This window comes from Sphingomonas sp. CFBP 8765 (assembly GCF_014841445.1).
GTDB lineage: Bacteria > Pseudomonadota > Alphaproteobacteria > Sphingomonadales > Sphingomonadaceae > Sphingomonas > Sphingomonas aerolata.
The window spans coordinates 1-22856 of the sequence record NZ_JACYTY010000013.1; the positions used below are offsets into that span (position 1 = coordinate 1).

Sequence of the window (22856 nt, forward strand, 5' to 3'; positions counted from 1 at the left end):
GCAGTTCGACCAGGTGATGGGGGCGGTGCGCGCCAGCCCCGAGCTGGTCGCATTGGGGAAGGACGGGCGCGACCAGGAGCGGTTCACCAGCCGCGACATGATCGCGGTGGAGAACCGGCTTGAGCGCGCGAGCGACGAGCTGGCGGGCCGCGCCGCGCATGGCATCGTCGATCGGCATCGTGACGCCGCGATCGACGCAGCCGAGGGCCGAGGGCTTGTCCTGTCGAGCGAGCAGCGCGACGCCTTCGATCACGTCACCGGCAACAGTGGGCTGGCGTCCGTCGTCGGCTATGCCGGCAGCGGTAAATCGGCGATGCTGGGCGTCGCGCGCGAGGCTTGGGAGGGGCAGGGCTACACGGTGCGCGGCGCGGCGTTGTCAGGCATCGCGGCCGAGAACCTTGAGGGCGGGTCCGGCATCCAGTCCCGCACCATCGCCAGCCTTGAACACGCATGGGGGCGGGGGCGTGAACAGCTAGGCCCAAGGGACGTGTTGGTGGTGGACGAGGCCGGCATGATCGGCTCGCGTCAGATGGAGCGGGTGCTGTCCCAAGCACGCGATGCCGGGGCCAAGGTCGTGATGGTCGGCGACCCCGAGCAGTTGCAGGCGATCGAGGCCGGCGCGGCCTTTCGCAGCGTCACCGAGCGCCACGGCGCGGCCGAGATCACCGAGATACGCCGGCAGCGCGAGGACTGGCAGCGCGACGCCACGCGTGCGCTGGCGACCGGGCGCACCGGCGAGGCGATCCATGCCTATGACAGCAAGGGCATGGTCCACGTCGCCGACAACCGTGACGAGGCGCGGGGCGAGCTGGTGGACGGTTGGGATCGCGCACGCCAGACCGAGCCGGGCAAGACCCGGATCATCCTCACCCACACCAACGCCGAGGTGCAGAGCCTCAATGGCGAGGCGCGCAACCGGTTGCGCGCATCCGGCGACCTTGGCGACGACGTGACGGTGAAGGCCGAGCGCGGTGAGCGGCAGTTCGCGACGGGCGACCGCATCATGTTCCTGCGCAACGAGCGCGGCATGGGGGTGAAGAACGGCATGCTGGCGACGATCGAGCGGGTATCGTCCGAGGGCATGGCGGTGCGCCTCGATGACGGGCGCGGCGTCGCGTTCGACACCAAGGACTATGCCCATGTCGATCATGGCTATGCGGCGACGTTCCATAAATCGCAGGGCGTGACGGTCGATCGCGCGCACGTCCTCGCCACCCCCGGCATGGACCGGCACAGCGCCTATGTCGGCATGTCGCGTCATCGTGACGACGTGCAGCTCCACTATGGCCGCGACGACTTCAGCGACCAGCGCCAGCTCGTCCGCGCGCTCTCGCGTGATCGCGGCAAGGACATGGCGGGCGATTACGCTAAGCCCGAGCAGGATCAGGCGCGGGCGTTCGCCGATCGGCGCGAGATCCGGTTCCCGGAACTCGCACGCCAGATGGTCGAGAAGGTGCGCGACAAGGCCAAGGGCATGTTTGCCGGTTTCCGGCCAAAGCCGGCTGTCGCGAAAGAGGGGGCGATTAACACTGCCCGCGATCACGGCCAGGGGGGTCTGATTAACACCGCCCGTGATCGCAGCCAGGGGGGGCCGATTAACACCACCTTGGACGTCTCTCAGGCCAAGGCGATCGAACGCTATGCACGTGCCGCGGGCGATATCGGCCGGATGCGCAACAAGGGTCTGCCCGTGCTGCCGCATCAGGAGAGCGCTTTGCAGAAGGCTGGCGAGAGGCTGGACGCGACCCGTCCCCATGCCGCGCGCGACCTTGCATCGGCGCTTGCGCGTGATCCGAAGCTTATCGAGCAGGTGTCGGGCGGCAATACAGTTGGCGCGGCACGCGCGATGGCCGACGAGAAGCGTGTGCGGCTAGACCCGGACGCGCGTGCCGAGCGGTTCGTGGAAGGCTGGCAGAAAATGCAGCAGGCGCGGGCAGGCATGGAGCGGGCCGGCGACAGTGCCGGTGCCGAGCGGTTGCGCGAGCGGATGGAGAAGGCGGCGGGCGGGCTGCACCGTGACCCGCAGCTCGAATCCGCACTGCGTCGCCATGCACCCGACCTGGCGCTGAAGCAGGAAAGCGAGCGGTCGATCGGCGATGCGCTGTCGTCGTCGCTCGATCGTGGGCGCGACCGGGATCGGGGGATGAGCCGGTGACGGTTCGTGCTTTCGGGTACGATCCGGTTTGTGGTTTCATGCAGTAAAGGGGAAGAAGTGCATGAGTGACGATCACGAACCGGACGCCGCAGCGGAGGCGTTTGAAGGTGTCCGCGGTGAGCTTGCGCTGTTGCGCCGCGCCGTCGAGCGGCTGTCCGCGGAGCGCGCCGAGGTGCCGGAGATACCCGATTACAGCGAGACGCTGGGGAAAATGGCGAAGGCGCTCAACGCGACCATGCAAAATGTCGGCGTGCTGGCGAAAACGGCCGAGGACAATGTCGCGCCGCGCTATGTCGCCGACCGGATCGTCGCGGCTGGCGGCCATGCCCGCGACGAGGATCGGCGCATGATCGCGACCGCCGGTGAGAAGATGGACAAGGCGACGACCGCTTTGCACGGTATCGGCGGTTCTGCCCGCCGTGCGGACGAGCAGCGCCGTACCTTGTGGCAGGTCGGTGCGGGAGCGTGCCTGGGCGGGGCGCTGCTATGGACGATCGTGCCGGGGATCATCGCGCGCGAGCTCCCGGGGAAGTGGCAGGTGCCCGAGTGGATGGCAGCGCGCACGCTTGACCTACCGAAATGGGAAGCCGGGCAGCGCCTCATGCGAGCTGCTGGGCCGGATGCTTTCGCCAACATCGCGGCAGCCGATCGGATCATCACCGCAAATCGCAAGGCTGTGCAAGCCTGCTACAAGATAGCTGTGAGGACTAAGAAGACGGTGCGCTGTACCATCGAGATCAGTCGGGATGACGTGGCGGCAAGAAGTGCGATCGTCAGCTCCACGGATTGAAGTGCCCAAGCGGTGCAAGCCGATCATTCCACCGGACAGCAGCGATGCGCTATGCGGAAGGGGCAAGTGCTTCGATGATCCGGCAGTCGGCGACGGTGTTGCGGCTACAGGAATCTATTAGCGCGTCGAGTTCACCAGCAAGCGCGGTGAGGTCTGCAATTTTGCGTCTAATCGCGTCGCGGTGTTGGTTGGCAACGACATCGACGGCGATGCAGGACTGATCGCGCCGATCGGCAAGCCCCATAAGCTCGCGCACCTGATCGATTGAAAAGCCAAGATCACGCGCGCGACGGATGAAGGACAGGCGGCGTAGATGCGCGCCCTCATAGGTCCGATAGTTCCCCGCCGATCGCTCAGGAGCCGGCAGCAAGCCAATCTGCTCATAGTAGCGGATCGTCTCGACTTTCGTGCCGGTCGCACCAGCCAGTTTTCCGATCGTCAGTTTCTCAGACACAGCGCTTGACCCTCTAGCGACTAGAGGGTGCATATAGGCTGTCAGATCGATTCTATCGAGGTGGCGAATATGGCCTGCACAAGCTGCGCGTCCGACAAGGCGGACACTCTCAACGACCCTAAGTGGCGGCGCGCGCTATGGATTGCGCTCGCCATCAATGGCGGCATGTTCGTTATCGAGATCGTTGCCGGCATCACGGGTGGATCGAAGGCGCTGCAAGCCGACGCGCTCGACTTTTTTGGGGATACTGCGAACTACGCAATCAGCCTTGGCGTTGCCGGAATGGCGATAGCCTGGCGCGCACGCGCTGCGATGTTGAAGGGGGCGACGCTTGCTTTGCTAGGCGTCTATGTCTTGTTCGCGGCGGGATGGGGGGCGCTCCACGAAGCAACGCCCCATGCCGAAATTATGGGCGTGGTCGGCATCGCCGCGTTGATCGCGAACCTTGTAGTCGCGGTCATGCTGTACCGCTTTCGAAGCGGTGATGCGAACATGCGGTCAGTGTGGATTTGCTCGCGTAACGACGCGATTGGCAACATCGCCGTCGTACTGGCCGCAGGCGGAGTGTTCGGCCTCAACAGCGCGTGGCCTGATCTCGCCGTCGCCACCTTGATGGCTGTGTTGGGAATATCGGGCGGTGTTCAGATCATGCGGCAGGCACGCGCCGAAATGCGTAGCGAGCCCTCACCCGCCCCCGCTAGTTACCAGCAGTCGTTACATGGCAGTCGGTAAGCTGCTAAGGCGCGGGCCGATGCACCGCCTCTCCGCCCTGTTCCTCAGTTTCATGCTCGTGCTTATGCTCGGGCTTGGATCAGTCGCGCATGCGACCGAAGGCGTGACGTGCGTTGATACCACAGCGGTCAGCTCCCTCGATCATTGCGACGGCGATGCCGACCAAGTGCCGGCAGACGCCGACAAGGCTTATCCTCACCATCATGGTGGTTGCCACGGCCATCATGTCGGCGTGCCGATCGCGTCCGATTCAACCGGACCAGCCAGCAGCGTTCGTATGACTGCATCGATGTGGCGCAATGCGCCCAAGGCCCCGGTAGCGTCGGACCCAGCCCTACGTCCTCCCCAAGCCTGACCAACGCCTAATTCCGCCGGGAAAGCCCGTGCGGATGCCCAAGGTTCGTCAGGAGTCCGTTACCCATGCACCGTTTTATTGCGGCCTTATTGGCCGTGGCGTCGTGCGCGTCGATCGCACAGGCGCAGTCAGCCGATCCAACATCGACCAGTCCCCCGCTCACCCTTGAGCAGGCGCTTTCGCTTGCCGGAGCCAGCGCCCCCAGCCTTGAGGCTGCCACGGCTGGCGTCCGGGCAGCACAAGCAGGCCGCACGGTTGCCGGCTACCGCCCGAACCCGTCGATCGTCGCCGAGACCGAGAACATTGCCGGCAGCGGCCAATATCGCGGTCTTCGAAGCGCCGAGACAACGGCAGGTCTGGCACTACCGATCGAGTTGGGTGGCAAACGATCGGCACGGATCGCTGTCGCAGATGCGATTGGTAATCGAGCGAGGATAGGCACGGCGTTGGCCGAGGCTGATCTACGGCTTGCCATCACGCAGCTCTACATCGAGGCGACCGCAGCGGAACGCCGACTGGTGACCGCGCGCGAGCAGGCCGGTATCGCCCGCGAAGCATCGCGCGCAGCCGGCGTCCGCGTTCAAGCGGGGCGAGCATCACCGCTCGAACAGCAGCGCGCCGATGTATTGCGGATCAACGCGGAGACGGCTGTGGAGCGCGCAGAGCGGCTTGCCGAGGTCGCCCGAAGCAATCTTGCCCGACGGATCGGCCAACCCCTCACGGGACCGTTGGACTTGGTGTGGTTCGGCCGTGTCGAGGGCTTTGGTCCAGCGCGGCCGATCGAGACCGCCGGGACGCTGGCATTGGCGGCGACACGCGCGGACGTGACAACGGCAGAGGCACAGGTGCGGCTTGCTAGGTCGCAGCGCATTCCCGACGTGACACTCAGCGCCAGCGCACGACGGCTTGAGGCTACGAACGACGTGGCAGCGGTGTTCGGGCTGTCGATCCCGTTCCCACTGTTCAACAACGGCAAGGCGGCAGTGGCGCAGGCGCGGGCGCAGACTGATCAGGCGCAGGCGCTACGTCGCGCGGCCGAGCTGGATACCGCGCAGGATATCGCAAGCGCACAGGCGAACGTCGCGAATGCCGCGACGACCGCTCGCAACGCCAGCGGGCCGGCATTGGCGTCGGCAAGCGAAGCCGCTCGGATCGCCCGGATCGGCTACCGGGAGGGCAAGTTCGGTCAGCTCGATTTGCTCGATGCCGAACGTACCCTGTCCGAAACACGAACCGCCGCGATCGATGCGCTCGCCACCTATCACGACGCCAAGGCACGCCTCGAACGGCTCGTTGCCGGAGCGCCCTCGACCGAGGAAACCAATCAATGACGAAGACCATCATGCGGGCGCTCGCGCCTGTGACCCTGGCTGTCCTCCTTGCCGGATGCGGCGGGGGTGGCAACGGCGAGGCCGGTGAGAAAGCCGGAGCCGAGAAGACCGAAGGTGCCGAGGCCAGCGAAGCCAAGGAGGGTCCAAAGGATATCGTCACCCTGTCCGCGCAGCAGATTGCGGATGCCGGGATAGAGGTTACGCGTCCTACAGTAGGCGGCGTGGCCGGAGCGATCGAGCTATCGGCAACGATCGAGGGCGATCCTCAGGGTGTGCAGGTTGTGTCCACCTCCGTAGGCGGTCGGCTCGTTTCCCTCACCAGCAATCTCGGGCAGTCAGTCAGCCGGGGAGACCCGCTGGCTATCATCGAAAGCCGGGAAGCGGCATCACTGAAAGCGGAGGTAGAAGCCGCGCGCGCGCGTTCCGCACTCGCCCAATCAAACCTTCGCCGCGAACAGCGCCTGTTCGCTGAACGTGTTTCGCCAGAGCAGGATCTGGTCGCAGCGCGGACGGCAGCGACGGAGGCCAGCATTGCCCTTCGCCTCGCGCAGCAGCAATTGTCAGCGACGGGCAGCGGAGGCGGCGCGCTCAACCGCATCGCGGTTCGCTCGCCGATCGCCGGCCAGGTCATCGCGAGATCCGCTACACTCGGGCAGGCGGTCGCGGCCGATGCAGAGCTGTTCCGCGTCGCCAACCTGTCGAAGGTCACTGTAACCACCTCACTCGTCCCCACCGATGCCGGTCGGGTGAAACCCGGCGTGCGTGTCGAAGTGACGGCACCGGGGCGGCGTCAGGAGGGGCGCGTCACGTTCGTATCCCCCATTCTGGACGAGACGACCCGATTGGTGCCGGTGATCGCTACCCTCGACAACGCCGGCAGCACATGGCGCGTCGGCGAAACGGTCAACGTATCGATCCTCGTTCCTGCGACCGGGGACCGCACCGTCGCCGTGCCATCGGCCGCAGTGCAGATGATCGAGGACAAGTCGTTCGTGTTCGTCCGCACTGCGACAGGATTCCGGGCAATTCCCGTGACGCTTGGTCGCACCAACGGCGGGCAAGTCACCGTAACGGCAGGCCTTACCGGCTCGGAGCGCATCGCTTCCACCAACAGCTTCACGCTCAAGGCCGAACTCGGCAAGGGTGCAGGCGGGGATGAGGACTGAGCCATGATCGGTCGCATCGTCACCCTCTCCGTCGAGAAGCGCTGGCTCGTCCTGCTTCTCACCATCGCGGCTGCATTGCTCGGGATTGGCGCGCTGCGTCAGCTTCCGATCGACGCCGTACCCGACATCACCAATAACCAGGTGCAGATCAATGTCGTTGCTCCTGCCCTCTCCCCCGATCAGATCGAGAAGCAGGTTGCGTTCACGGTCGAAACCGCGCTCGCGGGCATTCCTGGCCTTGAATATACCCGCTCGCTAAGTCGCAATGGCTTTGCCCAGATCACAGCGGTTTTCGGTGAAAAGACCGATATCTACTTTGCGCGAGCGCAGGTCGCGGAACGTCTGCGAACCGCTGAGGAAGACCTTCCCGAAGGTGTGAACCCCGAGATGGGGCCGATCGCTACGGGCCTCGGCGATATCTTCATGTGGACGGTCGAATATCGCGAGCTGGACCAAGTTCACCACCGCAACGGCGAACCCGGCTTGCAGCGCGATGCCAGCTATATCACCCCCGAGGGGGATCACCTTGTCAGCGACGCCGACAAGGCGACCTATCTGCGCACCGTACAGGATTGGATCGTCACGCCGCAGCTCAAAAGCACGGCCGGGCTTGCTGGCGTCGACTCCCTTGGTGGCTACACCAAGGAATATCTCGTTATTCCGGACATACAGCGCATGGCGGCAATGCGGCTAACGCTTCAGGATCTCACCACCGCCCTTCAGCGCAGCAATACCAGCGCGGGCGCTGGCGTGGTCAACCGCAACGGAGAAGGGCTGGCGGTTCGATCGGATGGGCGTGTTCGCAACGCCGACGAGCTGGCACGTACCGTCGTTGCCACCCGCGAGAGCGTTCCGATCCTGCTTAACCAGATCGCGACCGTTCGCACCGGGCAGGCGCTACGCATGGGATCGGCGTCAGAAAACGGCCATGAAGTTGTCGTCGGCACCGCGGTTATGCGGATCGGGGAGAATAGCCGCACGGTATCGACCGGCGTTGCCGAACGGCTGACGCAGATCGGCCGCTCTTTGCCGGTCGATGTTGTCGTGAAGCCGGTCATGAACCGGACCGAGCTGGTGAACTCCACAATTTCGACGGTTGCCCGCAACCTCGCCGAAGGTGCGGTGCTGGTAATCGTCGTTCTGTTTGCGCTGCTTGGCAATTTCCGCGCGGCGCTGATCGCGGCCTGCGTCATTCCGATCACGATGCTGCTGACCAGCATCGGCATGTTGGAGGCGGGCGTTTCCGCAAATCTGATGAGCCTTGGTGCGCTCGACTTTGGTCTGATCGTAGATGGCGCGGTCATTATTGTGGAGAACGCATTACGGCGTTTGGGCGAGGCGCAGCATGGTCGTGATGACGTGCTGACCATCGAGCAACGTCTCGGGATTGTCGCGGCGTCGGCGCGCGAGATGATCCGGCCATCGGTGTACGGGCAGGCTATCATCATCCTTGTCTATGCGCCGTTGCTCACCTTCACGGGTGTCGAAGGCAAGATGTTCGAGCCGATGGCGCTCACGGTCATCATCGCTCTGGTGTTCGCCTTCATCCTATCGCTGACCTTCATACCGGCAGCGATTGCGATCTGTCTCAGCAAGCGGGTCGAGGAGAAGGAAAGCCGCGTCGTCACCTTCCTCCGGAAACGTTATGAGCCGGGACTTGATGCGGCAATGCGCCGACCCACCCTCACCATCGGCGTCGCGATCGGTGCGCTGGCACTCGCCGGGGCCGCTTTTACGACATTGGGGCAGGAGTTCTTGCCGCAGCTCGATGAGGGCAACATCCTCGTGCAGGCGGTCCGCATCCCGGGCACATCGGTCGATCAGAGCCAGGCGATGCAATTCCAGGTGGAAAAGGCACTCGCCAAGGCCCCTGAGGTCCGTTTCGCCTTCTCGCGCACCGGCACGTCCGAAATCGCATCGGACCCGATGCCGCCTAACGCGACCGACACCTTCGTCATCCTGAAGCCGAAGAAGGAGTGGCCCGACCCCGGCCTGTCCAAGGAAGAGCTGGTCGAGCGGCTGGAAAAGCGGCTCTCCACTCTGCCCGGCAACGCCTATGAGATCACTCAGCCGATCCAGATGCGGTTCAACGAGCTGATTGCAGGCGTGCGCGGCGACATCGCGATCAAGGTCTTTGGCGACGACTTTGGCGAGATGAACGCGACCGCAGATCGGATAGCCGGCATCCTTCGAAAGACGCGGGGTGCAGCAGACGTGCGGGTTGAACAAACCGAAGGCTTGCCGATGCTCGATATCCGGCCGAACCGCACTGCCATGTCCCGCGTCGGGGTGACGGCGGGTGACGTGCAGGACACGGTTGCCGCAGCCATTGGCGGCCGACAGGCTGGCGTGATCTTTGAAGGCGATCGTCGCTTCCCCGTCGTGATCCGGATGGCCGAAAGCTCACGATCCGATCTGACGGCGGTTGCTCAGGTGCCGGTGCCGACCGGCAGTGGCGGCTTCGTACCGCTATCGACAGTGGCGGATATCGCCGTGGTCGATGGTCCCAACCAGATCAGCCGCGAGAACGGCAAGCGGCGTGTCGTGGTGCAGGCCAACGTGCGCGATCGAGACGTGGCCGGTGTCGTGGCTGATGCCCGGTCAGCCATCGACGCTCAGGTGAAATTGCCGCCTGGCACGTATCTCGAATGGGGCGGTCAGTTCGAGAACCTGGCATCTGCCCGCGATAGGCTTAGCGTTGTGGTGCCGATCTGCTTCGTGGTCATCATGTTCCTGCTCTACGGCGCGCTTGGCTCCGTCAGGGATGCGTTGATCGTGTTTACCGGCGTTCCGCTGGCGCTGGTCGGAGGCATCCTTGCGCTGGTGCTAAGAGGCATGCCGTTCTCCATTTCAGCGGCAGTCGGCTTCATCGCGCTATCAGGTGTCGCGGTTCTCAACGGGCTGGTCATGGTGTCGTCCATCCATGATCTGATGCGGCAAGGCATGGGTCGTGCGGTAGCGGCGCATCAAGGCGCTCTGGCGCGGCTCCGGCCGGTTGCGATGACGGCGCTCGTCGCATCGCTTGGCTTTGTGCCGATGGCACTTGGTCATGGTGCTGGAGCCGAGGTGCAAAAGCCGCTGGCGACCGTCGTCATTGGTGGCCTGATATCCGCAACCTTGCTCACCTTGTTCGTGCTGCCGACGCTCTACGCTCGTTTCGGACGGCGCGAGCTGCCAGCCCCATCAGGGGGACACATCGAACTGCCGCCTTTGAATCATGACAGCGTGAGGGCTTAAGCTATGCAGGCCGTTGCCTTCACGCTCATTCCCGTCGTCGCCGTACTGATCGGCTCGCTATTCGCGGTATCGAGACGGCCAAGTGATGCCTTCGTAAGCGCTATGCAGCACTTGGCGGCAGGCGTCGTGTTCGCCGCAGCGGCAGCCGAGATCTTGCCCCAGGTGATGCACGAAGGTTCACCGATCGCGACATTCACAGGCGGCGCGCTTGGCATTCTCGTGATGCTGTCGCTCAAAGCTCTTGAGGGTCGCGCCAGTGGCCCGATCGCTATGTTGGGCGCGGTCGCAGTGGATATCCTGATCGACGGGCTTGTTCTCGGGTTGGCGTTCGTCGCTGGCGGGAAGGCCGGCGTGTTGCTGACGATCGCGTTGACGTTGGAGGTGCTGTTTCTCGGACTGACCGTGACCACCGAGTTGGGCGAGACGATCAAGTCCAAGGCGCGGATCATCGCGATTACGATGGGGATCGCGTTGTTGCTGCCGATCGGTGCGGCGATAGCGACTCCCGTTGCGACGTTTCCGCCCGTCGTCATCGCCGGGTTTCTCAGTTTCGGTTTGATGGCGCTGCTCTACCTTGTGACGGAAGAGCTATTGGTGGAGGCGCACGAGAAGCCCGATACCCCGCTTATCAGCGCCATGTTTTTCATCGGCTTTTTGGGATTGCTCCTGATCGAGGAGTTTTTGGGCTGACCGCTCGACGTGGAACGTCTTGGACCAATGATGATGACGTCGAGCTTCGTCGGCGTATCGAGGCCAAGCAGACTCTGGCGGTAATCGCACGCGAGATGGGCCGAACGATGGATGCGGTTCGGGGAAGAGCCTCAACCCTACGGGTAACTCTCCGCTCGTCACAGCGACCATGGCGCGACGGCGTGCCGCGGCGGGTAGATGTAGACTAGAAAAATAGGGGCGGTTGCCCGCCCCTATCCAGCTTCAGCCGTGCTTCATGCCGCCCTTAGCATGATCGCAGCAGTCCGCGGCCTTGGCTTTTGCGCCATCCTTGCAGCAGTCCGCACCGTCCTTGCAGCACGCCATGTCGGCGCAGCAATTGGCGACAGCGGCGAATGCGCCAGTCGACAGAGTGAGGGCGAAGGCAGCGCTGATGAGCTTAAACTTGGTCATGATATTCTCCGAAATTTACGTGTGATGGTGTTCGACGTCACACGGTTTGCGGAGGGGGCGTGGCCGGAGCGTATGCCATGCCCAAAAGGCCCGTCTGTGGAGCTGGCCAAGGCGATAGATGGGAGGACGGAACCAGCCCGATATGCTCGACGGTTTCGCCGGCAACCGCAACGCACGGTATGGCGCAGGCCGACGCAGGTGCCTTTTTGATGGGAGCGCCTGCTGATTTGCTGGCGCAGTCCATCATCGCGGACGCAGCCGGAGGCGCGGCCATCGCCATCGTCTCGCAGAGCGGGCCAAGCCGGACCAGCAACATCACTGCCAGGACGAAAAACGCCATGGAACGCAATATCTTGGAGAATGGGCGAGCCCGGCGTTTCATTGGATGCATCTAGAAGCACACTCAGTGATGCACAATGTCGGAGGAGCGGTTCGCCACACTAAGAGAACTTTACTCGCCTTTCCGGTACGTTGGCGAGGTTGCGATGCTCGAAAGGTCCGTGGCGCTATCGATCGGCACATCTGCCTCCTTTCGCTCGGAATAGCGATCAACAAGCTGCGTGGTGTGCGGGCGTAGAAGGACCGTGAAGCGCACCAGCTCCTCCATCACATCCACGATCCGATCATAGTAGGCCGAAGGCTTCATTCGGTCGCTTTCGTCGAACTCCGCAAACGCCTTCGCGACGCTCGATTGGTTTGGGATCGTCACCATTCGCATCCAACGGCCGAGGACGCGCAGGGTGTTCACGCTGTTGAACGACTGCGATCCGGCCGACACCTGCATGACGGCAAGCGTGCGGCCCTGCGTCGGGCGCATCCCACCCATCGACAGCGGCAGGTGATCGACTTGCAGCTTCATGATGCCGGTGATCTGGCCGTGGCGCTCGGGGCTGCACCACACATGCCCCTCCGACCACATCGACAGTTCGCGTAGCTCGTGGACGGCCAGGTGATCGTCCCCCGTCACCTGATCGGGCAGCGGCAACGTCGAAGGATCGAAGATTCGCGTTTCGCAGCCGAAGAATTGCAGCAGGCGAGCGGCTTCCTCAACGCACAACCGCGAAAAGGACCGCTCCCGCAAAGAGCCGTAGAGCAACAGTATGCGCGGAGGTGGATCACCAGCGCCCAGCCCAAGGGCAGGACGATCGAGCGCATAGCGCCGATCAAGGGCGGGTAGATGATCGGGGTCAGAGAGGGCGCGAAGCGGCATCAGGCGGTCCTTGGGCCAAGCAGAATGATACAGGTGCCGATCAGGCAGAGTGTCGCTCCACCAGCGTCCCAGCGGTCGGGCCTCACCCCTTCGACAGCCCACAGCCAGATCAGCGATGCACAGATGTAGACGCCGCCATAGGCTGCATAGGCCCGCCCTGCTGCATCGCTGTCCACGCGTGTCAGCAGCCAGGCGAACAGCACAAGCGATACCACGCCCGGAGCCAGCCACAGGGGCGATTTGCCCAGCCGCAACCATGCCCAAAAGGCAAAGCAGCCTGCGATTTCCGCGAGCGACGCGGCCAGATATACGAGTGCCGTCATCCCATGCTGATCCTGATCGCGAGTGCCGCGAGCGTTACCAGCAGCACCGGAATCGTTAGCGTCGCGCCGACCTTGAAGTAATAGCCCCAGCCGATCCGAATGCCCTTTTGCCCGAGGACGTGCAGCCAGAGCAGCGTCGCGAGCGAGCCAATCGGTGTGATTTTCGGGCCAAGGTCGCACCCGATCACGTTGGCGTAAATCATGGCTTCCTTGATCGCGCCCGTGGCGTGCGTCGCGTCGATCGACAGCGCACCCACCAGAACGGTCGGCATGTTGTTCATCACCGACGACAGCAGCGCGGCAATGATCCCGGTGCCGAACGCCGCACCCCAAACGCCGCCTTGCGCGGTGCGATCGAGCAGGCCGGCAAGATGGTCGGTCAGTCCGGCATTCCGCAGGCCATAGACGACCAGGTACATGCCGAGCGAGAAGATCACGACCTGCCACGGCGCGCCGGCCAGCACCTTGCGCGTCTGGATGACATGGCCGCGCGCGGCGATGACCAGCAAGAGCACGGCACCGGCAGCAGCGACGGCGCTGACCGGCACGCCGATAGGTTCGAGCAAGAAGAAGCCGGCGAGCAGCAGGGCGAGGACGACCCAGCCCGCCTTGAATGTGGCATGGTCACGGATCGCATCAGCGGGCGCGCGGAGCTGCGCCACATCGTAGCTGGCGGGTATGTCGCGCCGGAAGAACAGCAGCAGCACGACCAGCGTCGCGGCGATCGACGCCAGATCGACCGGCACCATCACCGAGGCATAATCGGCAAAGCCGATCCGGAAGAAGTCGGCCGACACGATGTTGACGAGGTTGGAGACGATCAGCGGCAGGCTTGCGGTATCGGCAATGAACCCCGCCGCCATGACGAACGCCAGCGTCGCCTTGTCCTTGTATCCCAGGGCCCTCAGCATCGCGATGACGATCGGCGTCAGGATCAGCGCGGCGCCGTCATTGGCGAACAGCGCCGACACCGCCGCCCCGAGCAGGACGATCAGCACGAACAGCCGACGACCATGCCCCCCGCCCCAGCGCGCAACGTGGAGCGCCGCCCATTCGAAGAACCCGGCTTCATCGAGCAACAGGCTGACGATGATGATCGCGACGAACGTCGCGGTCGCGTTCCAGACGATGCCCCACACCACCGGCACGTCAGAGAGCGAAACGACCCCGACGAGTAGCGCGACGGCCGCGCCGCCTAGCGCGCTCCAGCCGATGCCCAGGCCCTTGGGCTGCCAGATGACGAGCGCGATCGTGACGACGAAGATAGCGAACGCGAGCAGCATCAGGCGATGCGCTGGCCCGAAGCATCCACAACCTGTTCGCCGTCTTCCTTGGCAAACGCGCCCTGTTGGGCATCAGGCAGCAGATCGAGGACCGCTTCGGACGGTCGGCACAGCTTCACGCCGAGCGGCGAGACGACCAGCGGCCGGTTAATGAGGACCGGATGCGCCATCATCGCGTCCACCAGCGTGTCGTCTGACAGCGCATCGTCACCAAGGCCCAGCTCCGCATAGGGCGTCCCCTTCTCGCGTAGCAGATCGCGGGGCGTGATCCCGGCGCGGTCGATCAGCTCGACCAGCAACGCGCGCGAGGGTGGGGTTTTCAGATATTCGATGACGTGCGGCTCGATGCCAGCATTGCGGATCATCGCCAGCGTGTTGCGCGACGTGCCGCACTCGGGGTTGTGATAGATCACGATATCGACGGCCACGGGGCGTCCTTTCAGCAGCAGGGGGTGAGTTCGGCCAGGAGCGGCGCACACAGTTCAGGCGAGCCGGCACAGCAATCCTTGACGAGGAACAGCGTTAGCGCGCGCAGCCCGTCTAGATCGGCACGGTAAATAATCGACCGGCTATGCCGTTCCGAGCGCACGATGCCGGCGCGCGCGAGAATGCCGAGGTGCGCGGACATGGTGTTCTGCGGCACGTCGAGCTGACGGGCAATTTCACCCGCCGCCATGCCGTCCGGTTCGTGGCGAACCAGCAGGCGAAACACGTCGAGGCGTGTGCCTTGCGCGAGCGCACCAAGCGCAATGATAGCCGAATCGTTATCCATGCATCCGGCATAGCGGATATGTTAAGTTATGAAAGCTCTCACGATCTTCAAACCACTATCGATTCCGACAACGCCCTGCACCGACATGAAAGCGGCAGGCGTAAAGACCATGCCGGCCACGACATGTCGGGCATGAAAAGTAAATGGGAGGGAGGCGTCCGCGCCTCCCTCTTTTAATGGCGGGCGAACACCTTGCGTCCGGTTGGTCCGAACGCGATCACCTCATAGGGCTGTGCGTTCATGCCCGGCATTTCCATGCCAGGTGATCCCACCGGCATACCCGGCACGGCAAGCCCGTTTACGCCTTTGGGATGCTGGGCAAGCACCCGTTTCATGTCGGCAATCGGTACATGGCCCTCAAATGCCATACCGTCGACTACCGCGGTGTGACATGAACTGAGGTCGGCGGGGACACCCATCTTGCGCTGAAGCACATCGCGGTGAGCGTCATCGATGATCTGCACGTTGCGCCCGAACTGCTGACGGACCTGCTTGGCCCACTGCTCGCAACAGCCGCACCCTGGATCGCGGTGCATGGCAATGCTGTTCGCCGCTAAGGCCACAGCCGGGGTCATCATCGCTGCGGCGACGATCGCACTCCGGATCGTAAACTTCATTGCTAAACTCCTTTGGTGAAGCCCCGCCCGGGGGCGGGGTTCCTGCCAGCGGCCTTATTGGGCGCGCTTGCCATGCGACTTGAGCCAGCCCTGAAGCTCGGCGATGTCCTTTTCCTGCTTCGTAATGGTCATCTGCGCCATCCGCTTCGTGTCGGCATCCTTCGCGTCCCGAAGCGCCACGCGCGACATGGTAACGGCTCCACGATGATGTTCGATCATCTTGCGGGTCCACATCTCCGATGCGTCTCCCTGCTTCGCGGCCATCATCTTCTGATGCATGTCCATCTCGGATGCGGCGTAAGGATTGCCCGGATCATTCATCATCTTGGAATGATCCATTCCCTGCATCTGGCTATGATCCATGCCCGCCATGCTGCTCTGTGCGGCAAGCGGACTGGCGGCGAGCGCTGCGGCTAACATGCCGATCGTGGTAATGGTCTTCATAGTCGTTCTCCCGAGGTATCCCCCACCTAGAGAGAGTTACGCGGCAACGTCGTGCACCCCTTGGACTTTTCTTTGCCTGCGGCGCGGCCAGCGCATGTAGAGCAGCACCACGCCTGCCACCGCAAGGGCTAGCCCCCCAGCTGCAAATGCCATCATCCAAGGGGTGTTGAAGTTCTCATGGTTTTTCCAGTCCATGATGTGGAGGCCCCAGAAAAAATCATAGAGCCGCCACGTACCCGTTCGGACACCGACAATCCTACCGTTCTCCGGTGACACGAACACGCGCGTCGTCTCGGCGTCCTCGAACTCCACACGCCAGACCGGCAGTTTGCCACGAAACTCCGTGCTCGCTGTTCGAGCAAACATGACGGACGCAACAGGGACACCGGGGCCGCGATATGCCGCGCGTGCAACTCGTAGCGCAAAGGGCGCATCGATACGCTGCATCGGCAAACCGGTCCGGGCGTCGTGCATCCGGACCGTGCCGTTAGCCATCGTCAACTCGGCGACGGGTTGTCCGAACAAGGTCGTGTAGCGCAGTTCGCGCACCGGGCCGGGGGCAGCGCCCAACACCGATGCCGGGGAAGCAAACTCCTGAGCCGGATCGATCGTCGCCGTGTTCTCGCGTGCAACGAGGTGTTCTCCTCGTACCCGCTCGATCGGCAGGATGCTCATCAACAAGCCGCTGGAGAACCAGAGCAGTAGCTGCACCCCGATAATCAGTGCCAGCCAGCGATGAAGCTTGCTGGCACCGACATGAAGGCGGAGCCTGCCGCTCCTCAGAACCAGGTCCTCACGCCGGCAACGAAGCTGAAGCCGCCCGTGTCATCACCGCGTGCTCTCGTGAAGCGTGCCGTGTCGCCGAATTGCCTTTCCCACGACACGCCGATGTAGGGCGCAAACTCACGCGACTTTTCGTAGCGCAGCCTGAGCCCGAGTTCGAGGTCCGTAAGCCCCGATCCGATGCCGTCCTGGCGCACGTCTTGGGCTGCAAAGTTGGCTTCCACGCGAGGCTGAAGGACGAAGAATTGTGTCACTCGCTCGTCGTACCATGCCTCGGCTCGGCCAAGCACGTCGCCCTTGTCAGAAAGGAACAGTGCCCCCTCGACGTCGAACCAATAGGGCGCAAGCCCCTCGATCCCGACCGTCGCGTAGGTGCGAGAAGGGTTCGGCTTGAAGTCGTAGCGGACGCCCGCCTGAAGGTTCCAATAGGGATCGAGCGCACGGCTGTAGAGCGCCTGCACCTCGGCCGCTTCGAGCGGTTTGCCAAATGTGCCCTCGCCTTCGCTCTTCAGGGTGAGACGGTTGATGTCTCCCCCGATCCAAGCCTCGCCATCCCATCGATAGCCGTCCCCGCCTTTGCGCGCCTGATACTCGGCAAGGTTGAAGAGCACTTGGTAGTAGGTCATTCCGCCATGCTCGCGGCGCAGGTCGCGGTTGGCATCGCTCATGGCTGCCTCGCCGTAATAGCGAGACGCTGCCAGCACCGGAGATGGTGCAGGCGCGGGCGCATTGCCCGGCTTCAGGTCTGTACCGACAGGCACGGTCGCCATTCCCGGCATTGAAGACATGTCATGCTGCGTTGGCTGGCCGGGTGCCATATCCATGCCGGGCATCGCCGACATATCATGGCCGGTGTGCTCGCCTGTTGCGGTAGCCGGAGCAGGGTTCATGCCTGACATTTGGGACATGTCGTGGCCGGCGTGCGGATCGGCCGCGTTCGCACCGCTCATGTCCATGCCGGGCATCGTGTGTTCGGCATGTGGATCGGCTGCAGGCTTGGAGGGACGCTTTGCCGGGACCTTCCTAGTCGCTGCCTTCTTGGCAGGGGCCCGCTTTGTGGCCGGTCTCGATCTAGCGGTCGGTTTTTTCGCCGGCATTTTCATGCCCGGCATGCTCATGCCCGGCATCATTGAATGGTCCATCGTCTGCGCCGTGGCAGGTGCCGTGGCGACCAGCGCGCCGATCCCGGCGAGAAGCAGCGCCTTCATGCCGCCTCTCCCTTCGCCGAACGGACCTGGACGACCTGCATCATGCCCGCGTGCATGTGGTAGAGCATGTGGCAGTGGAATGCCCAATCGCCCTCGTTGGCGGTCACGTCCCAACTGACCTTGCCCCCCGGTTGGACCATGACGGTATGCTTTCTCGGGCTGTACGCGCCGTGCCCCGTCACCAATTCGAAGAAGTGGCCGTGCAAGTGGATCGGGTGGCCCATCATCGTGTCGTTGACCAGCGTGACGCGGACGCGCTCGCCAGCAAGAAATGGGATCGGTGCCTTCACCTCGGACAGCTTTTCACCGTCGAGCGCCCACATGTAGCGTTCCATGTTGCCGGTAAGGTGGATCTGCACCTCGCGCGACGGCGCGCGCACATCGGGATTGCGATCGACCGCGACCAGATCGCGGTAATTCAGCACACGATGCCCGACATTCTCCAGACCCTGACCGGGGTCGCCGGTACGATCCATCGGCATCGGCGAGATGGTCTGGACACCCGGCCCCTTCTTCACGCCCGGCGCTTTCGAAAAGTCGCGCATGTTCATGTCCATGCCCGCCATGCCGCCCATTGCCATACCACCTGCGGCGTCGGGCGCACCTGCCATGCCTGGCATCGTAGCACCCGACTGCATCGCGCCGTGATCCATCCCGGCCATTCCGCCCGCGCCGGCACCGGCAGCACCGTGGTCCATCTGCGCGTGGTCCATCGCAGCGGCGGGCTTTTCAGCCGTGGCCATTGATCCGTGATCCATTCCAGGCATGCCACTATGGTCCATGCCCTGCATCGAACCGCCGCCCGACATATCCATGTTCATGTCCATCCCCATGTCCTTCATGGTGGCGACAGGGCGCTTGCGAAGTGGAGGGACTTCAGCGGCCATGCCTTCGCGGGGGCTTAGCGTTGCGCGCGCCATGCCGGACCTGTCCACGCTCTCACCGACCAGCGTGTAGGCGCGCTCGTCCGATGGAGTGACGATCACGTCGTAGGTCTCGGCCACGCCGATCTGGAACTCGTCGACCTCAACGGGACGGACGTTGAGGCCGTCCGCCTGGACAACGCTCAGCTTCAACCCCGGAATCCGGACGTTGAAGGTCGTCATCGCGGACGCATTGATGACACGCAGCCGCACCCGCTCGCCCGGCCTGAACAGCCCCGTCCAATTGTCCTGCGGCCCATGCCCGTTGACGAGATAGGTGTAGTTTGAACCCGTCACGTCGGCGACGTCGGTCGGGTCCATCCGCATCTTGCCCCAATCGAGGCGATCCTTGAGCGGCTGGTCCTCGCCCTTGAGCAGGCCGGCGAGCGTCTGCTGCTGCCGGTTGAAATAGCCCGACTGCTTCTTGAGCTTCATGAAGATGCGATGCGGGTGGAGCTGGCTGTGGTCGGACAGCACGATAACGTGCTCGCGATCCGACTGGATCGGGTCAACGCCCTTGGGGTCGATCACGATGGGGCCGTAGAGCCCCATCTGCTCCTGCAACCCGGAATGGCTGTGATACCAATAGGTGCCGGCCTGCACGATCGGGAACTCGTAGGTGAAGGTCGTGCGCTTATCGATGCCGGGGAAGGCAACGCCCGGCACGCCGTCCATCTGGAACGGCACGATCAGGCCGTGCCAGTGCAACGAGGTCTGCTCATCAAGACCGTTCTCGACATGCAGCCGCACGGTCTGACCTTCCCGCAGCCGGATCAGCGGTGCGGGCACAGTGCCGTTAATGCCGATGGCGTGGCTCTGCCGTCCGTCGATCATCATCATCTGGTGCGCGACCCGGAGCCGGATTTCATCACCCGATACAGTAGGCAGCGGCTTCACAATACCAGCGGAAACAGGCTGCGCCCATGCCGGCATATATGCCGACAGCGCAACACCGCCTCCTGCAAGAGTGGCACCGCGCAGCAATTGGCGGCGGTCTAGAACGCGCGACATGGTAGCTCCTTGGGATTGAGCCGCTGCCGGCCCGTCTCACCTCTTACGCGTCCCGTGCGCCTACCCCTTGGTTCTCTTTCAAATTTTCGGCGAGGCGCGCGCGAGCCCGATATAGCCTGGTTTCGACCGCCTTCTGGCTGATCCCCAATACATCGGCCGTTTCCGCCTGGCTCAAACCCTCGATCGTGCGGAGCACCAACGGTTCTTTGAGATTCATCGGCAAGGTCGCGATGGCGCGCGTCACTTTGGCAAGTTCCTGCCGATCGGCTGCTGCGTCATCGATTGCTACCTGATCGTCCGCGATCGTCTCGGCCTGTTCGTCGAGCGGTGCGGCAAAGGAGAAAAACCGACGGACCGCGCGCTTCCTTGCCCAATCCCGGCATTTGTTGACGGCGATCGTAGAAAGCCATGCTTTCATCGCCCGCTGTGTATCGTAGCGCGGCATCGCCTGATGCGCCGCGACAAACGTCTCTTGAACCAAATCGAGCGCTTCGTCGGCCTCGCCGACAAAGGCGCGCGCGAGCCGGAATATAGGCTGACGATAGCGACGCATGATTTCGGAGAATGCCGCTTGTCGGCCAGCGATGCTGAGCGTCGCCAGTTCGCCGTCGGACAGGGTGGTCCAATCGAGGCTCACCCCTGGTCGTCGGTGAGCGCCTTCACCACCGCAGCATCGAATTGGGGGGTCTGATCCGGGCGCAAAAGCTGCCGCATGGCGAAGATATGCGCCAACGTTGCCTTCTGTAACTCGCCCATCGCCGCATGACTCTGATCGACCGCGGCGGTCACCTTGGGGCCGTTGCCATGCTCGGTCTCAATGGCCTCGGCTAGCCGTGCATTGTCCGCGCGCATTTCCAATTCCAGCGCGTGGCGTTGCACCGCGAACCGGTCCTCTAGGCTTTTCAGCCGGGCCTGCTGATTGCCATCAAGCGCCAGCTTATGGTGCAGGACCTCGTGCAAGGCGGTGCCCGGTTGCTTAGGCTGGGGCAGCAACACGCGCGCAAGAAATACGCCTGCGATAGCCGCGAGGAAGGCCAGTACAACGCAGACGATAAGCCGCTTGGTCGATGTCATGGCTCACCAATCAGCAAGACCGATGGCGCCAGTGGTGATGCGCCCCCGAGCGGCGAAAGCGACACCGCAGGGCTGGCGGTCGCCGGAAGTTCCGCGCCAACCATGCCGATCGCGAGCGCTGCGACCATCACGCCCCCGACGCCCAATCCGGTCAACCGTGCGACGGGCTGCGCACCGATGCGTGCGAACACCTGCGCTTCGATCCCGTCCAGCGATGCCGGCACGGGTGCGCCCGCGAGCCTCGCCAATGTTCTGTCTAGATCGTCCATGCTGTCCACTCCGCGCCTCTACCACTTGTTACGCAGCGATGCCCATCACCCCTCGACTTCCGTCATGAGGGGCGAGCGGCCGGGCCGCGTAGAACAGGCACGAACCTGATCGGAGTATTCCCATGCGTCGCGTCTTCCTTCCTACCGCTGTCGTCCTTCTCGGCCTTGCCGGAGCCGCCCAGGCCCATCCCAAACTCGTATCCGCATCCCCGGCACCGAATGCGATGGTCGCGAAGCCCGCCAATGTCACACTGCGCTTCAGCGAGAAGCTGATGCCCAAGTTTTCCGGTGCGGATCTGATGATGACCGGGCATGGCGGCATGACGCACGCACCAATGAAAGTCGTCGGGACCGCAACTGTCGGCTCGGACGGTCGCACCCTCGTCGTCACGCCCAAGTCGCCGCTCGGCGCGGGTAGCTATAAGCTTGCCTGGCATGTGGTCTCGACCGACACACACCGCATCACCGGAAACTACGCCTTCACGGTGAAGTAAGGTGGAAGCCGACTGGCCGCTGATCGCGGTTCGCTTCGCGCTTTACGTGACGCTGAGCGGGCTGTTCGGCCTCTCGGCATTCGGCCTCTACGGGTTGAAGGTCGGTGAGCGCGGCAACGCGCTTGCCTTCCGCCCTTGGCTGTTCGGGACCGGGCTTCTCGCCCTGCTATTCTCCGGCATAGCGGTCGCGCTGCTCGCAGCCGCGATGGCAGGTGCACCTCCGTGGCCGATCGATCGGGAAGCAGTCGGAATGCTGCTCTCTGACTCCGCAACGGGCACGGCATGGAAAGTGCGCATGATCGCGCTCTTGGTGGCGTCTATCGCTGCCCTAATAGCGGCGCGGCGCACGATGCCGCTTGGCTTGGTCGCCATCTTTTCCGGCGTCGCTCTCGCAACGCTCGCCTGGACGGGGCACGGGGCGATGGACGAAGGCGCGACCGGGTGGGTGCATCTGGCGGCCGATATCCTCCATCTCCTGAGCGCTGGTGCGTGGGTGGGAGCGCTGCTCGGGCTTGGGCTGCTGGTGACACGACCAGCGCGGCGCACCGATGCCGCCCACCTCGCACTGACCTATCGAGCGCTGCACGGGTTCGGTCTGACCGGCACGATTGTCGTCGGTACGATCGTCATCACCGGCCTCATCAACGCTTGGCTGTTGGTTGGCCTTGGCAATCTCCCGACCCTCGGCACGACGGTCTACGGCAGGCTCTTGATCGCCAAGCTTGTGCTGTTGGGTGGGATGCTCGGACTCGCTTCGCTTAACCGCTTCCGCTTTACACCGGCATTCGAACGATCGGTGTCAGCAGGCGATTATAAAGGCGCGCTGCGAACCTTGCGAACAAGTCTTGCAGTCGAGGCTTCGTGCGTGGTCGCGATCCTCGTGCTGGTAGGTTGGCTCGGCACGCTCGAACCCCCTGCGTCGGCCATGTAGCTATTGGTTTGAGGGCAATCGAGCTTTGCGACGTAATTTAATTAGGTGCCGTGAGTCGTTGGAAGGGGGGCTTGACCCTGACACGGTGTCAGACCCTACATGCTCTCGGGTTGAAGGAGTTTTTCTATGAACGACCCTGATTTCCACGCCCATTTGGCCGGGGGCTGCGGGT

26 protein-coding genes are annotated in these 22856 nt (G+C 63.6%); 10 read left to right on the top strand and 16 right to left on the bottom strand.

Annotated features, from left to right (window positions below; all coding sequences use genetic code 11):
- Window positions 1-2155: Ti-type conjugative transfer relaxase TraA (gene traA, locus IFT87_RS19100; RefSeq protein WP_192191635.1), on the top strand; the 2155-nt coding region annotated here is incomplete at its 5' end.
- A 61-nt stretch (window positions 2156-2216) separates the two neighbouring features.
- Window positions 2217-2945 carry a DUF6118 family protein gene (locus tag IFT87_RS19105; RefSeq protein WP_192143182.1) on the top strand — a complete coding sequence of 243 codons (729 nt, stop codon included), beginning with the start codon at window positions 2217-2219 and terminating at the stop codon, window positions 2943-2945.
- 49 nt (window positions 2946-2994) lie between these two features.
- On the opposite strand, the gene IFT87_RS19110 is transcribed toward IFT87_RS19105, so the two are convergent.
- A complete protein-coding gene (locus IFT87_RS19110; RefSeq protein WP_056677700.1) occupies window positions 2995-3432 on the bottom strand; it encodes a MerR family transcriptional regulator in 438 nt (145 codons plus the stop codon).
- Window positions 3433-3468: 36 nt separating this feature from the next.
- Between IFT87_RS19110 and IFT87_RS19115 the strand changes: the two genes are divergently transcribed.
- A complete protein-coding gene (locus tag IFT87_RS19115) occupies window positions 3469-4131 on the top strand; it encodes a cation transporter (RefSeq protein ID WP_055763288.1) in 663 nt (220 codons plus the stop codon).
- A gap of 79 nt (window positions 4132-4210) precedes the next feature.
- Here IFT87_RS19115 and IFT87_RS19120 read toward each other — a convergent pair whose 3' ends face one another.
- Window positions 4211-4357 (bottom strand): hypothetical protein, encoded by a 147-nt coding sequence (locus IFT87_RS19120; RefSeq protein ID WP_156349056.1) that lies wholly within the window; start codon window positions 4355-4357, stop codon window positions 4211-4213.
- 194 nt (window positions 4358-4551) lie between these two features.
- Here IFT87_RS19120 and IFT87_RS19125 point away from each other — a divergent pair, with 194 nt between their 5' ends.
- Genes IFT87_RS19125 through IFT87_RS19140 form a run of 4 tightly spaced genes read left to right on the top strand, consistent with a single transcriptional unit; the run spans window position 4552 to window position 10910 of the window.
- On the top strand, window positions 4552-5817 hold the full coding sequence (locus IFT87_RS19125) for a TolC family protein (RefSeq protein WP_192191636.1): 1266 nt from the start codon (window positions 4552-4554) through the stop codon (window positions 5815-5817).
- Window positions 5814-6983, top strand: coding sequence for an efflux RND transporter periplasmic adaptor subunit (locus IFT87_RS19130; RefSeq protein WP_055763292.1), 1170 nt, complete (start codon window positions 5814-5816; stop codon window positions 6981-6983). The genes IFT87_RS19125 and IFT87_RS19130 overlap by 4 nt, the downstream gene beginning before the upstream one ends.
- Window positions 6984-6986: 3 nt before the next feature.
- Window positions 6987-10220, top strand: coding sequence for an efflux RND transporter permease subunit (locus IFT87_RS19135; protein WP_055763295.1), 3234 nt, complete (start codon window positions 6987-6989; stop codon window positions 10218-10220).
- A gap of 3 nt (window positions 10221-10223) precedes the next feature.
- Window positions 10224-10910 carry a ZIP family metal transporter gene (locus IFT87_RS19140; RefSeq protein ID WP_055763298.1) on the top strand — a complete coding sequence of 229 codons (687 nt, stop codon included), beginning with the start codon at window positions 10224-10226 and terminating at the stop codon, window positions 10908-10910.
- A gap of 243 nt (window positions 10911-11153) precedes the next feature.
- Here the strand turns inward: IFT87_RS19140 and IFT87_RS19145 are convergent, their stop codons facing one another.
- Window positions 11154-11342, bottom strand: coding sequence for a hypothetical protein (locus tag IFT87_RS19145; RefSeq protein ID WP_041394287.1), 189 nt, complete (start codon window positions 11340-11342; stop codon window positions 11154-11156).
- 179 nt (window positions 11343-11521) lie between these two features.
- On the opposite strand from IFT87_RS19145, the gene IFT87_RS19150 reads away from it, so the two are divergent.
- Complete coding sequence (locus IFT87_RS19150) at window positions 11522-11737, top strand: hypothetical protein (protein WP_055763301.1); 216 nt, start codon at window positions 11522-11524, stop codon at window positions 11735-11737.
- Window positions 11738-11793: 56 nt separating this feature from the next.
- Here the strand turns inward: IFT87_RS19150 and arsH are convergent, their stop codons facing one another.
- The 13 genes from arsH to IFT87_RS19215 form a co-directional block, all read right to left on the bottom strand.
- Window positions 11794-12552 (bottom strand): arsenical resistance protein ArsH, encoded by a 759-nt coding sequence (gene arsH / locus IFT87_RS19155; protein WP_055763304.1) that lies wholly within the window; start codon window positions 12550-12552, stop codon window positions 11794-11796.
- Window positions 12552-12875 carry a YnfA family protein gene (locus IFT87_RS19160; protein ID WP_055763308.1) on the bottom strand — a complete coding sequence of 108 codons (324 nt, stop codon included), beginning with the start codon at window positions 12873-12875 and terminating at the stop codon, window positions 12552-12554. Before IFT87_RS19160 ends, arsH begins: the two co-directional genes overlap by 1 nt.
- Complete coding sequence (locus IFT87_RS19165) at window positions 12872-14158, bottom strand: arsenic transporter (protein WP_055763311.1); 1287 nt, start codon at window positions 14156-14158, stop codon at window positions 12872-12874. The genes IFT87_RS19160 and IFT87_RS19165 overlap by 4 nt, the downstream gene beginning before the upstream one ends.
- Entirely contained in the window at window positions 14158-14586 is a 429-nt protein-coding gene (gene arsC / locus IFT87_RS19170; protein ID WP_082446616.1) for an arsenate reductase (glutaredoxin), read from the bottom strand. The genes IFT87_RS19165 and arsC overlap by 1 nt, the downstream gene beginning before the upstream one ends.
- Before the next feature lie 11 nt (window positions 14587-14597).
- Window positions 14598-14930 (bottom strand): ArsR/SmtB family transcription factor, encoded by a 333-nt coding sequence (locus IFT87_RS19175; RefSeq protein ID WP_055763316.1) that lies wholly within the window; start codon window positions 14928-14930, stop codon window positions 14598-14600.
- 173 nt (window positions 14931-15103) lie between these two features.
- Window positions 15104-15547 (bottom strand): DUF411 domain-containing protein, encoded by a 444-nt coding sequence (locus tag IFT87_RS19180; RefSeq protein WP_055763320.1) that lies wholly within the window; start codon window positions 15545-15547, stop codon window positions 15104-15106.
- A 54-nt stretch (window positions 15548-15601) separates the two neighbouring features.
- Window positions 15602-15991: a DUF305 domain-containing protein gene (locus tag IFT87_RS19185; protein ID WP_235516307.1), complete on the bottom strand. Its 390-nt coding sequence runs from the start codon at window positions 15989-15991 to the stop codon at window positions 15602-15604.
- Between the two features lie 36 nt (window positions 15992-16027).
- Window positions 16028-16780, bottom strand: coding sequence for a PepSY domain-containing protein (locus tag IFT87_RS19190; RefSeq protein WP_055763323.1), 753 nt, complete (start codon window positions 16778-16780; stop codon window positions 16028-16030).
- Window positions 16771-17982, bottom strand: coding sequence for a copper resistance protein B (locus IFT87_RS19195; protein WP_055763326.1), 1212 nt, complete (start codon window positions 17980-17982; stop codon window positions 16771-16773). The genes IFT87_RS19190 and IFT87_RS19195 overlap by 10 nt, the downstream gene beginning before the upstream one ends.
- A complete protein-coding gene (locus IFT87_RS19200; protein ID WP_055763328.1) occupies window positions 17979-19916 on the bottom strand; it encodes a copper resistance system multicopper oxidase in 1938 nt (645 codons plus the stop codon). The genes IFT87_RS19195 and IFT87_RS19200 overlap by 4 nt, the downstream gene beginning before the upstream one ends.
- 43 nt (window positions 19917-19959) lie before the next feature.
- Window positions 19960-20553 (bottom strand): RNA polymerase sigma factor, encoded by a 594-nt coding sequence (locus IFT87_RS19205; protein ID WP_055763333.1) that lies wholly within the window; start codon window positions 20551-20553, stop codon window positions 19960-19962.
- Entirely contained in the window at window positions 20550-20990 is a 441-nt protein-coding gene (locus IFT87_RS19210; protein ID WP_055763336.1) for a periplasmic heavy metal sensor, read from the bottom strand. The genes IFT87_RS19205 and IFT87_RS19210 overlap by 4 nt, the downstream gene beginning before the upstream one ends.
- Complete coding sequence (locus IFT87_RS19215) at window positions 20987-21259, bottom strand: hypothetical protein (RefSeq protein WP_055763369.1); 273 nt, start codon at window positions 21257-21259, stop codon at window positions 20987-20989. The genes IFT87_RS19210 and IFT87_RS19215 overlap by 4 nt, the downstream gene beginning before the upstream one ends.
- A gap of 122 nt (window positions 21260-21381) precedes the next feature.
- On the opposite strand from IFT87_RS19215, the gene copC reads away from it, so the two are divergent.
- On the top strand, window positions 21382-21753 hold the full coding sequence (gene copC, locus IFT87_RS19220; protein WP_055763339.1) for a copper homeostasis periplasmic binding protein CopC: 372 nt from the start codon (window positions 21382-21384) through the stop codon (window positions 21751-21753).
- A gap of 1 nt (window position 21754) precedes the next feature.
- On the top strand, window positions 21755-22684 hold the full coding sequence (gene copD / locus IFT87_RS19225; protein WP_055763342.1) for a copper homeostasis membrane protein CopD: 930 nt from the start codon (window positions 21755-21757) through the stop codon (window positions 22682-22684).
- Window positions 22685-22856: the final 172 nt, after the last annotated feature.